The organism is Marinoscillum sp. HNIBRBA16962 (assembly GCF_057801515.1).
In genome coordinates this window covers 4,215,727-4,228,667 of the sequence record NZ_CM173603.1, presented here as the reverse complement: position 1 = coordinate 4,228,667, position 12,941 = coordinate 4,215,727, and the positions used below count along the sequence as shown (strand labels likewise).

At 43.2% G+C, this 12,941-nt stretch carries 8 protein-coding genes; 1 reads left to right on the top strand and 7 read right to left on the bottom strand.

Features of this window, described 5'->3' with window-relative positions; all coding sequences use genetic code 11:
* Positions 1-4: 4 nt before the first annotated feature.
* The 6 genes from AC3E9V_RS17590 to AC3E9V_RS17565 form a co-directional block, all read right to left on the bottom strand.
* Positions 5-610, bottom strand: a complete 606-nt coding sequence (locus AC3E9V_RS17590) for a YkgJ family cysteine cluster protein (protein ID WP_488749455.1) — start codon at positions 608-610, stop codon at positions 5-7.
* 51 nt (positions 611-661) lie between these two features.
* Positions 662-1,552 (bottom strand): cation diffusion facilitator family transporter, encoded by an 891-nt coding sequence (locus AC3E9V_RS17585; protein ID WP_488749454.1) that lies wholly within the window; start codon positions 1,550-1,552, stop codon positions 662-664.
* Positions 1,553-1,682: 130 nt separating this feature from the next.
* Entirely contained in the window at positions 1,683-3,299 is a 1,617-nt protein-coding gene (locus AC3E9V_RS17580) for a RagB/SusD family nutrient uptake outer membrane protein (protein WP_488749453.1), read from the bottom strand.
* A gap of 12 nt (positions 3,300-3,311) precedes the next feature.
* Complete coding sequence (locus tag AC3E9V_RS17575) at positions 3,312-6,737, bottom strand: SusC/RagA family TonB-linked outer membrane protein (protein ID WP_488749452.1); 3,426 nt, start codon at positions 6,735-6,737, stop codon at positions 3,312-3,314.
* A 60-nt stretch (positions 6,738-6,797) separates the two neighbouring features.
* Positions 6,798-7,805, bottom strand: a complete 1,008-nt coding sequence (locus AC3E9V_RS17570) for a FecR family protein (RefSeq protein ID WP_488749451.1) — start codon at positions 7,803-7,805, stop codon at positions 6,798-6,800.
* An 85-nt stretch (positions 7,806-7,890) separates the two neighbouring features.
* Entirely contained in the window at positions 7,891-8,484 is a 594-nt protein-coding gene (locus tag AC3E9V_RS17565; RefSeq protein WP_488749450.1) for an RNA polymerase sigma factor, read from the bottom strand.
* 438 nt (positions 8,485-8,922) lie between these two features.
* Between AC3E9V_RS17565 and AC3E9V_RS17560 the strand changes: the two genes are divergently transcribed.
* On the top strand, positions 8,923-11,334 hold the full coding sequence (locus tag AC3E9V_RS17560) for an ABC transporter permease (protein WP_488749449.1): 2,412 nt from the start codon (positions 8,923-8,925) through the stop codon (positions 11,332-11,334).
* Positions 11,335-11,586: 252 nt separating this feature from the next.
* On the opposite strand, the gene AC3E9V_RS17555 is transcribed toward AC3E9V_RS17560, so the two are convergent.
* Complete coding sequence (locus AC3E9V_RS17555; RefSeq protein WP_488749448.1) at positions 11,587-12,894, bottom strand: dihydrolipoamide acetyltransferase family protein; 1,308 nt, start codon at positions 12,892-12,894, stop codon at positions 11,587-11,589.
* Between the last annotated feature and the right edge of the window lie 47 nt (positions 12,895-12,941).

Here is a 12,941-nt window from a genome sequence, read left to right as displayed (position 1 = left end):
AGGGTCAGGCGGCTTTCGGTCGTCTTGGAAAAGGTCTGTACGCGTAATGGTGGAGCACTGCTTCCAGCGCTTCTTTGATTGCTTCGTTGATAGGTAAAAACTGACTGGCTAACGCAAAGTCGATCTGGATCAGTTTTTTGTAATAGTCTGAAAAAACCGGAATGTGCTGCTGGTTCTGAATAAGCTCAACAGCTTTTTGCACGTTTTCAGCCTGCTGCTCTTTAATGAGCTTACAGGTAACCAGCCGGAGCTGGCCATATTTATCCTTACTGGCTCCATACCCAAATAAGCGGCAGATCAGTCCTCTGTGCCGGTACATCCCGCAGCTGCCTTTTGTGATATTTTCTAAGGAAAGCGGAGCATAAACCGTACAGACGGGAGATGAAGAGTTGTTGAGTTGCTCGAGCATCTGCCCGGCTGTTCCTTCTGAAAACCAGTGGAAAGCCAGGGGTAAAAACTCTAAGGGAGTGGCTTCTATATCGGGTTTAGTGCAGCACCTGCCACAACCGGCTATACAATGGACTTGCGTGTGTTGCTGAAAGCTTTTTATCTCCCCGTCGAGGCGGTTAAACACCCGTTCTACCGCTCTCACTTTACGTATAATTGACATTTTTAAATTCACAGCAAAAATACGTAAAATCAATTTCAGTTTATGCTTTTTTTAGCATGCTACACAATCTTCTTCTTCCGTTTCAAACTCAATAGTCGCATGGTCAATATGTTCTTCGCTCAGCAGGTCTTTAGCCTTTTCTTTTATCTCTGACAGGTCTTGAATGGAATTGTATTTCTCTACAACCAGGTGAATACTCAGTATGTGATATTGTCCATCCATGGACCATATATGACAATCATGGGTGTTTTTTACTCCACTTAAAGACCTGAGCCTCTTTTCTATTCTTTCCGGATCTATTTCCTCAGGAGTGCCCTGCAGAATGATCTTGAGTGCTTTTTTCAGGTTTTTAAAGACATTAAAAAGGATAAATGCCGCGATCCCCATGGCCAGAATGGCGTCAATTATTGGGATATCTTTAAAGTATAATACAATGGCTGCTATCAGGGTGGCTGTCCAGCCAAGTACATCTTCGAGCAGGTGCAAATATACGGCTCTTTGGTTGATGGAGGTTCCGCCATGTAGTTTCCAGGCAGCCAGGCCATTAGCAATGATCCCCCCGATGGCAAAATAGATCATTCCCTGAGCATCCGGACTGACGGGATTGATAAGCCTTGGTATTGCCTCTAATAAAATGATGGTTGAACCTACAACCAGCACCAGTGAATTGATGACAGCCCCCAAAACTGAAAAACGACGATAACCATAGGTAAACTTCCGGTCACCTCCTTTTAAGGATAGCTTTTGAAAATACCAGGCCGTTCCCAATGACAGGCTATCCCCAAGATCATGTAAGGCATCAGACATGATGGCAATACTATTTGTGTATAGTCCACCAATTAACTCAATAGCCGCGAAAGCCAGGTTGATAAAAAAAGCTATGCGTATCTTCTTTATTGATCCGTCATCTGATAAATCATTGTGGTTGTGATGGTGAGCCATTCAGGAACTGTTATACCATAAAATTAACAAGTCATTGTGATTTGTGTTTGCTGACCAGGAATAAATAAATCCATAAAAAAAGGGCAAGCACATGGCTCGCCCTTTCGTCAACTAACTAGTGATACGGCAATCAATATGCCGGATTCTGAGTAAAATTTTCATTCTGATTCAGATCCATCGCATCCTGAGGGATAGGTCGCAAAATTTTCAATTCACTTCCATTACCATCAAAGTTTGATTGTGAGATCAGCCTGTTGTGCATTGAAGCTCGCTCCACCAGCTTGCCTGTCCTTTTCAGGTCAAACCATCGGTGGTATTCACCCAAAAGCTCCCGGGCACGTTCGTCTAGAATATAGTCTATATCAAACTCACCGATTGTGGCATCTGCTACTCCAGCGCGCTGTCTTACTACATTCAGCCTGTTAAGTCCTGTGGCCGGGTCTCCATCACCAAGGTAAGCTTCAGCCGCAATCAGGTATGTTTCCGCCAGCCTGGCTACTATGAAATCTCTCGAGCTGGTTCTGTCACCACCACCAAAGGCAGAGGAAGGGTCATCGAACTTTTTCACTATGATTGTAGCATAATTGTTACTCACATCTCCACCATCGGGATCGTGTGTGCCATAATCGTGATAAGTGGCTGATGGGTTTGCTGCAAGGTAAGCAGTCTTATCAGCTGCTGTAAACCACGAAGGTTCATAAAAGTGAGCTACAGTCAGGCTGCTCTTGTCTTCTACGTCAAAATAATCGTAGTACCGATCATAAACCTCCGTCATGAAGGTACCTTCCCAGCGCTCATCGCCCTGAGTGAAAAGGTCCAGTGTGAACCTATTTGGGCAGAGGTTATATGATTTATACGGAGCATCTCCAGCTACTTCCGAGCCTCCTGTATAAGAACCGAAAAAGTTTTGCTGCTGGCTCCCATAGTACTCGCCATCAACAAAGATGGTGTTATCACTAAACTGTACCGAAAAGATCACCTCTTCATTCAGTTCATTTCCGGGGGTCCATAACTCCTGAAAGGTTAGGTTAAGCCCCTGGCCATTGATTGCTGCGTCAGCATAAGAAGCTGCTACTGAAAAATCGTCTGATGCAGCAAAAGACTCATAAGCTCTGGTCAGGTGAACCTTTGCTAAAAGGTGTCTGACTGCTCGTTGGTTAACCCGACCGGTAAATGCCCCATCAGAAACCAGGTTCAGGGATTCTTCCAGTTCTGAGATGATAAAGGAATAGACCTCTTCAGCTGTGTTTCGTTCAAATTCGGTAACAGCTTCATCTATCAGTTCTGTAATCAGACTGACTCCTCCATAAGTCTGAACAAGGAGAAAATATGCGTTAGCTCGCAAAAACTTAATTTCTCCAATATTCTGGTCCAGATTAGGAGTTTCTGCAGTAAGATCCGCGTAGTAAAGGGCTGTGTTGGCTCTTTGAATAGCTGTATAGCAGGTATTATACAGGAAATCTACTCCGTCTGAAGATGGGGTAAGTTCCGTATATCGGCTTAGCCCGGGAGGTTCCTGATCCCTTCCTTCAGAGTACAGGTCAGTACCTGCAGCAAAAAGCCATGGTTCCTGTCCATATATTTCTCGTAATCCGGAATAGTTTGCATTAACAAGTGATTGAAAACCTTCTTCTGTAAGGTAGAACTCCTCTGCGGTTGTGTTGGATCGGTTTTCTTCCTCAAGGAAATCATCGCAACCTGTCAGAAAAACAAAAACCAAACTAAGTATTGTAGTTAGATATTTCATGTTTCGTTGATTTTAAAATTTTAAACTTAATCCTAGCTGCGTCGTGATGCTGCTTACTCGTCCGATTCCCAGGTCGGCTTGTGCCCACTCCGGGTCATATCCGGTGTACTCTGTAAAGACGAAAGGATTTAGCACGTTTACATACACCCTTAACTTTTGGATGTTGGCTCGTTCTACGAGCGCCTGAGGGATGGTATAGCCAACCGAAATGTTGTTGATCTTCACGAATGAGGCATCTTTGTAGTATCCTACACCATCGTTTCTCCAGTAAGTTCCTCCATTTCGAGGTTGAGGATAGCTGTTTGAGGCTTGAGCTGGCACACCATATTCGTTTTCCGGAACGTACCAGTCAGCAACATCCAGCTTTTGACGGCCTCTGTCGCGCATATCTTCAAAATTTGAATGGAAATTACTGTAGGCTAGTACTCCCTGTTTTGTAAACAGACTTAAGTTCAGATCAAAGTTTCCTACGTTTAACCTGGAAATCAATCCACCGATCCATTTAGGGCTGGGAGATCCCAGAATAACTCGATCATCTTCGGGTGTGATTTCCCCGTCATCATCTACGTCCACCACTTTAGCCTGTCCTTCGGTCTGATTGTACGAGGCGGCTTCCGCAGCTTCATCTGCCTGCCAGATCCCATCAAATTGGTAGTTGTAATGAGCATCAACCGGCTCGCCGATAAACCACCCGTTCCCAACATCATCTACTTCAGACTGACCATAGATAGTTTCAATGGTGTTTACATTTCTGGTGAAAGTAAACACAGTCTCCCAGTTGATGAGATTGTTGGTTATATTGATAGTAGTGAGCATAAGCTCAACTCCGGTATTTCTTACAGAGCCCGCATTAGCCGCTATGCTGGGAAAGCCGGTTTCCAACGGAAGTTTTTGGTTAACCAGGAGCCCATCCGACAGCCGGTTATACCAGTCAATACTACCCGAAACCCGGTAATCAAAAAGTCCGTAATCCAGACCGATGTTCACTTCTTCTGTGGTTTCCCAGGTCAGGGCTTTGTTGGCCAGGGTAGAGGCTACGTATCCATTGGCAGCACTACCGTTGAAATCATAGTAAGTCTGCAGGTCCAACGTATTCACTGAGGAGTACGGCGAAATGTTATTATTTCCGGTAAGTCCATAGCTTACTCTCAGTTTAAGGTTTGAAATAGCACCGATCCCTTCAATAAAAGGCTCATTACTAAGTCTCCATGCCACGGCTGCTGATGGGAAAGCATTCCATTTCAGGCCTTCAGCAAGCAAAGATGACCCATCCCAGCGATTGGATACAGTCAGTAAATACTTATCCATAAATGTATAATTCAAACGCAATGCGAAAGAGGAAAGCTGACTCTTAATGAAATTGTTATTGATGCCGAATGAAGATTGTGCCCCTGACCCTACATTGTAAAACCTGGTGTCGAAGGGCTGATTGTTTGAAGACATGCCTGCTACCTCCGTACGATCTACATAAATACTTTGAAGAGCCAGGAAATTGAAGTCATGCTGCCCAACAGTTTGAGTTACATTAACCTGATTATCCCAGGTGTAGTTGAAGTTTTCAAAGTATTCCAGTTGGGATGAAGGCAGATCGTTGTTGTTGATCCCGCGATTGGTTTGTGCACCCCAGGCTCTTCCTCTTCGGTAGGTATCCAGGCCGGCAGAGAATGTGGATCTAAGGGTAAGCCAATCGATTGCACTGTATTCTAAAAATGCAGTCCCTATACCATTCCATCCCTTGGTTTCATCAGATGAGTTAGCGATCTCGAGTAGGGGATTATAAGTGCTTGTTTTATTGACCACAAAGTCGCCATTCTCATCTGTGAGTTTACCCGGCTGAGGGAACAACTCACCCTCTATTTCATTTCCATTTTCATCTATTGCCCACGGGCTCAGAAACGGATTCAAGCGAAATGCTTCTCGCATAGCTAATGCACTTCCTCTTTCAATGGTGTTTGATGAGAGGGAAAGGGACACTCCGCTTTTAAACTTTTTACTTAATTGCTGATCTACACTTGCTCGTAGTGTTACTTTGTCTAATGATTCGTTTTCAATATTACCAACCTCATTTTGATAACCAAGACCAAAGGTGTATGCAGAGGCTCCATTTCGATGAGTGATGGAAAGGTGATTGTTTGACTGATGTCCGGGTTTTAGTACTGCATCATACCAATCAAATGAGTTCAGGTTATCAAATCGCTCTCGAAGAACACTGTTTGAGCTTGTTGGTAAAACCGCGTCATAGTATTCGTCCGGAGTAGTAACAATATCCGGGTTAATAGTAGCCAGATAAGCGGACATGTGGTAATCCCGCCATTTCTCCGGGCTCATCATTTTTGGCAAACGTGCTACATTTTTGAAGCCGTAAAATGACTCAAAGGATACGGAGGTTCCCCCGGGTACGTTGGCCCCACCTTTGGTTTGGATAAGTACTACACCATTGGAACCCCTGGAACCATATATGGCAGATGAGGAAGCATCCTTCAGGATGTCTATTTTGGCGATATCCTGTGGATTTAAAAAATCGATATTATCTGTAATGACTCCATCAACGACAAAGAGGGGTTTTTGAGCATCTGAGTTAAAAGTGTTGTTACCCCTGATGGTAATGTTAAATTCATCACCGACTCGTCCGGTAGAGTTGGTTACCTGGACTCCCGCCAGACTACCCTGAAGTGACTGAATAGGGTTGGTAACACCACGCTCATTAATAACCTGTGCGTCTACTCCGGTGATTGCTCCTGTCAGGTCCCTTTTCTTCTGAGTGCCATAACCGACCACTACCACTTCTTCCAATGCAGTAACGTCGGCTTTAAGTGTCATATCGATCTCAGAGCGGTTTCCTACTGTTACCTCTTCTTTAAGATACCCGAGATAGCTGAAAACCAGGACGGTTTCAGGGCCGGGAACCTCAATGGTATAGTTTCCGTCCACATCGGTGATGGTACCCTGGCTGGTCCCTTTGATGATGATACTTACACCCGGCAACCCTTCGCTATCTTCTGTGGAGGTTACCTGTCCGGATACTTTGGTGCCCTGAATGATGATCTCAATCTGATTTTCCTTGGCCGGATCTTCCAGTCGCTGCACATTGATGCTGTTGTTGATCTGCTTGAATTTTAGCCTTGCTTCTTTTGAAATCTCCATCAACAGGTCAGAAATTGGTCTTTTTCTTGATTTGAATGTGATCCTGACGTTATTATCTATCAGTTCGTGATCATAAGAAAACCGGTACTTGGTTTGTCTTTCGATTTCTGAGAAACATTCTTTGACTGAAGCGTCCTGTAGCTCCAGACTGATGGTTACGTCTCTTACACTTTGGGTTACCTGGTTTTCAGAACTCGCTGCCTGGGCAAACCCCACGCAAAAGAGCTGAAGCAACAGCCCGTAAGTAACCGAGCGTAATTTCATTTTCAATGAATTTGTACTTCTTTTCTTCATAGTCATTCGTGTTAAAATTGGTTTTGATTATGGGTTTTCTTCATACTGTCTTTATTCAGATTATAGTTTGATTTTGATTTTTGACCCGGTCATTTGATAGGTTATCTTTTCTGAGAATTTTAAGCTTTCAAGCACATTTTCAAGCACCTCATTTTCAAAAGTGGCTGTATATTCCCACTCTTTCTTTTTGGTATTTTCCCTGACTTCAATTTCCACATTGTACCACCGCTCCAAAACTTCGATCACCTCCTGCAGGGTAGCCCGATGAAAAGTAAGCCGACCATCTTTCCACCCGTAAGGGTCTCCAACCTCAATTTTTGATACTTCTATTGTACCGGATTCATTATCAAAGTTTGCCTGTTCTCCTGGGCTCAGGAAACTCACAGATTTGTCATTATCTGAGACAGGTTGGGTTTCTACTTTTACCTTTCCTGTTCTTAGAGCCACTTTTTCTTTAGTCTTTTTCCTGAAAGCATTGACGTTAAAGGATGTGCCTAATGCCGTGACAATGAGGTCGTTTGTGTGCACTTCGAATGGTACTTCCGGGTTTTTGGTTACCTCAAAAAATGCTTCCCCTTCCAGAAAGAGGCTCCTTGTTGTTTTATTGTAGTCAGTGGTATAAGTAAGCTTGCTGTCAGCGTTGAGCCATACTCTGGAGCCATCCGGGAGCTGAATTTTCGACTTCTGCCCCATAGGGTTGACCCGCACAATTTCCTGCGGAGGGGCATTCTCATCAGATGACTGGTTGAAATAGAGCAGATAGCCAACCGTAAGAAGAACTGATACGGCGGCTGCATATTTCATAAATACCCCTAAGCTGATTGTCTTAGGCTGTTTTGTTTTGGTTTCCTCCGGATTGTTAAGTCTGTTCCACAGCTTTTGGCGTTCGCTTTCCTGGTTAGCTATGCTTGCATGGTCAAGTGGCGCCTCCCAGATCTCTTTCAGCGCATTCAGGTGATCAATGTGCTCAGGGTCATCGTTGAGCCATTTGTCAAGGCGTATTTTGTCTTTTTCTGAGATGTCACCTCTGAGGTAATCTGCGATTATTTTGTCGATATCTTTTTTCAACAGAGCTACAGTTTTAGAGTTTGTAGCTGTAAAGACGCGTGCCGGGCTTTTTACCCTATATCAGGAAATGAAAAAAAATAAAGTTTTATTCAAAAGAGGATTTGGCGGGGTGCTTTACATCTTTTGATTCTCTGTACTCTCTGACTTTCTCTCTCAGAAATCTCAAAGCAAGAGACATTTGGAGTTCGACTGTTTTCACAGAGATATCGAGGATTTTGGCTACTTCACGGTACTTCTTTCCGGTATCTTTTACCAGGAGAAAGATGGCTTTACGTTTTGGGGGCAGACTTTGAATGGATTTTTCTATGAGCTGTATAAGCTCATTTGATATAAGTTCACTTTCAGGGTTTTTAAACTCAGTCAGAAGATAATCTTCTTTCAGGTTAATCGCATCAAAGAAACTCCTGCCTTTATTTTTTCTAAGGTATGTTCTGGATTGGTTTCTGACACAGAGGAAAACGTAGTTGTCAAAGTCTCTTATTTTCTTAAGGCGTTTCGGTTTCTTAAGAAGGTTATAAAACACGTCGGATACTACTTCCTGGGCAGCTATCAAACTTGGAACAAATACCAATGAAACCTGGATCAGCTTGGGGTAATAGTAATTGAAGAGACGATTGAAGGCTCCTTCGTCTTTCTGCCCAATGCGATCTAAAAGTTGTTTTATTTCTTCAGGTTTCATGACTTATGAAGTAACTGAAAAAATAAAAGTACAAATAAATTTTTCTAAAAAGCAAAATGTAATCCAGATACTAAAATCTCATTTTTCAAAAAAACTGCCTTGATTTTTATGAAATCTATTTGATTATGGAGGAAAGAACCACTTTCGATAATCCATTTTATTTATGACGGTTTTGTTAGTATGAGAATTATAGCGCCATGTCAGGATATAGTGAGCCACTGGATGAGTTCAACGTGGGTGCCTGGAGAGGGAATATTAATGATATTCCTGGGTTTTGCAGTTTACGCCAAACCGAAAACATCTTTTTACAATTCCATTACATAAAAAGGCAAAAACGTGTGCTCTTCATATGTCATTTCTCGTTTATATAATTGATCGTCAATAAAATAACGCTCATGATGTAATCTTTGATTTTAAACTACTTAAACCGCTTCTGCCATGCTTAGAAACTACCTGAGAGTTGCCTATAGAAGGCTGCTCAAAAACAGAAGTTATGTGATCATCAATACGTTCGGTCTTGGGATTGCATTAGCGTGTTGTATCACGGCCTATATCCTTGTGGCTTTTAACATTGAATTTGACAACTTCCATAGAAGCGATAAGATTCAAAACATTTATCGGGTCCATTCACACGTATTATTAAATGGATCTGACCGAAGAATAGCCATCAGTGCTCCACTGCTGATCGGTCCCATGGCTACCCAGGATTTTGCCGGGATCAGGCGGTATGTGAGATACGCTGGCAGTGCAGTTTATCAGGAAAGTGTCAGCTATATAGACGAAACGAAAGGCATTAATAAAACCTTCAGTGAAGGTGTGGTATTTGCTGACAGTGCACTGTTTAAAATGTTTGACTTTCCATTAATTGCGGGAAGCCATGCTGCCTTTGAAGATATTCAAAGCGTATTTCTTGAAGAGGAAGTTGCACGCAAGTACTTTGGAGACGAAGACCCAATCGGAAAGGTCTTATCCATTGGATTTCCTCGAGATGTAAGGAAAAACTTTGTAGTAGGTGGTGTTATTAAAAAAATCCCGGTCAACAGCTCTATAAGACTCCCTATCCTGATCCGTTTTGAGCACTTTGAAGAGATGCGTGCCATGGATATGAAATCCTGGGAGGATTGGAATTTGCCAGCTATTTTTTATGAGTTGGAAGATACACGCCAGGCAGTCAGCATATCAAATCTCTTTGACAAGTTTATTCCATTACGTAATGAGGCCTACAAGGAACAGGTGGTTGAAAAGTATTCTCTGGAACCATTTAAATCCAAAGTCGATAATCAGCAACTTACCTGGACCTACCTCAGCCAACCAATCAATCTCGATGCTTTACTCATATTTGTGGTTTTGGCGTTAATGATCCTGCTCATTGCCTGTTTTAACCTCACCAACACTTCCATCGCTCTGACTTCCAGCCGGCTAAAAGAGATCGGGATCAGAAGAGCGGCAGGTGCTGGGAGAAGGCAGATCATTATTCAATTTTTGGTGGAAACGATGATGGTTATTCTGCTTTCACTGGCGGTAGGTTACCTTATCTCCAGACTCATTATCCCTGAGTTCACTGCCATGTGGGGACTACCTTATGGTATGAAAGATCTGGGAGGTGTGAATCTGGTCCTTTCGTTGTTGATCATGGTATTTGTTGCAGCTATTATTGCAGGTCTTTACCCGGCATTCTTTAGTACTAAATTCCACACTGTCAACTTACTCAAAGGGAATATCAAAATCAAAGGAACCAATGGCCTTACCCATACACTTATTTCCATTCAGTTTTCCATATCTGTGATCGTACTAACAGCCGGTATCATTTTTATTCAAAATACCAGGTATCAGGAAGCGATTGATTTCGGGTATGATAAAGACGAACTCATGACCATTAATATCAAAAATGAGCAACAGTATAGAAGAATGGAGCCAGCCATAAAAGCCTTACCGAACGTCAAAGAAGTGGGTTCTACTGAACATCATATAGGGTTCAGTACTTACAGAAACCCGGTAACATATGATAATATGGAATACGAGGTGGTTCACCTGGAATTCGGAGAAAACTACTTCGAAACTTTACAATTCAAGTTCCTCAACGGGCGTCCTATCAATTATGAATCTGCTCAGGATTACAAAAACGCTATCGTGGTGACTAAACAATTTATAAAAGCACTTGGCATAAATGGGGATCCAATCGGACAGCAAGTAGAGGTACGTCGGGAAAAAAGAGCGATTGTTGGGGTCATCGATGATTTTGTTGAAAACCTGTATCGGTCCAAAGATCCGGAACCGATCGTGTTCGTTCCCACGTTTCCGGACCGATGGCGGGATATTGTCGTTCGCACTGATGCAGACAATCTTAAAGCAACTAATGACAAGATCGAAGAGATCTGGAAGAAATTGTTTCCAAGTGATCCTTATGTAAGTAGATATCAGGAAGATATTCTATTGAGCAACATGAGACAGGTAAATCAAAATCTAAAAAAGATCTTCCTGTTTCTTACGATCCTGGGTGGCCTGCTTTCAGCTTCAGGAATATTTTCACTGGCCTCTCTGAATATTGCTAAGCGGACTAAAGAAATAGGTATTCGTAAAGCCCTGGGAGCCAGTGTTCCCAATATTGTGATGCTGCTGAACAGAGAGTTTGTAATTATCCTTGTAGCTGCCGGATTCCTGGGAGCTATCGGTGGGTATCTTGGAACTTCCTGGCTGCTTGATTTTATCTATGCTTATCATATGCCCATGACTTTAATACCAGTTGCCTTGTCTGCATTGATAATCTTTGGGGTTGGTATCTTCACCACGAGCATCACCATTCTGAAGGCTGCTTCTGCTAATCCGGTGGATACGCTACGGGATGAGTGATTAGTTTAAGGAGTAAGATATTATGAGTTGTTAGCATTTGAGGCTTATAACCCGAACCGGTTCGGCTAAAGCCTGACCTTGTGGTTAGATCAGACTTTAGTCGGATCGGGAGTTCCTTCCTTCAGAGACTGTCCGGCTAGAGCCTGACCTCAGTTTAGAATCGGTCCGACTAAAAGCCTGATCTTGTGGGGTTAGATAAGGCAGCCCGGAAGCTGCCTTTTTTAAGGTCCTGACAGGAGGAACTAAAAAATTTCACGAAGTTCTGTTTTTATCAAACCCCTCCAGGTAATCTGCTACCCGTCTGACAAACATCCCGCCAAGCGCCCCATCGACTACTCTATGATCATAGCTGTGTGACAGGAACATTTTGTGACGAATGCCTATAAAGTCTCCCTGCGGTGTTTCGATTACAGCCGGTTTTTTCTGAATGGCGCCCAGCGCAAGTATTCCTACCTGTGGTTGCATGATGATGGGAGTGCCCATCACATTACCAAAAGAGCCAACATTAGACACAGTGTATGTACCTCCCTGCAGCTCATCGGGTTTGAGTTTGTTGTCTCTTGCCCGTTTTGCCAGGTCATTTACCTTTTGGGTAAGTCCTACCAGATTCATCTGGTCTGCATTGTGAATAACCGGGACGATCAGGTTGCCGGAGGGCAGCGCTACAGCTATTCCGATATTGATATTCTTTTTCTTAATGATCTTATCGCCATCCACCTGGATGTTTATCATCGGGTAATCGCGGATAGCCTTTACCACAGCCTCTATGATGATTGGGGTAAAAGTCAGAGTCTGACCGTCTCTTTCCTGGAAGACTTTTTTCATTTTGCCACGCCACTGAACCATATCAGTGACATCTGCTTCCACGAAAGAAGTGACGTGCGGCGCTATCTGTTTTGAGGAAAGCATACGCTCAGCTATCATCTTACGCATGCGGTCCATTTCGATGATCTCGTCCTCACCTCTTACACTCACAGGTACAGGTTGGGGAGTTGGTTGTGAAGGTTTGTGATGACCGTTTTGGCTGGTAGAAGGTATCGGTTGCCCAGGTGACCGTTTTTCGAGATAGGCCAGAATATCATTTTTAGTGACTCTGCCATCTTTACCTGTTCCGTTTATTTTTTCCAGTTCTTGCAGGGATACATTCTCTTCCCTGGCGATATTTCTAACCAGGGGTGAGTAGAAACGATCTCCGGCTTTTGCAGGGATCTCTACGGTAGCAGATGCAGTAGCCATTGCTGTGTCCATAATTGTTTCAGCTTCTTTCACTGATTCTTCAGGTTCTGACTCAGGTTTTGGGGTGCTTTCTGAATCTTCTCCATCTGTTTCGATGATGGCAATGGGTTTTCCAACTTCAATTACATCACCTTCTTCTGCTAAAATTTCTTTTAAAACGCCGGCATGAGTGGAGGGAATGTCTGTGTCTACCTTGTCTGTTGCTACTTCGAGGATCGATTCATCTTCCTCTACCGCATCACCTACTTTCTTTAACCATGAGAGTACAGTGCCCTCCATGACACTTTCTCCCATTTTGGGCATTACCATTTCTACTAAAGCCATAGAATATTTTGTTTTTTATTCATTTTTGGGTTGTGCAAAGTTAAATA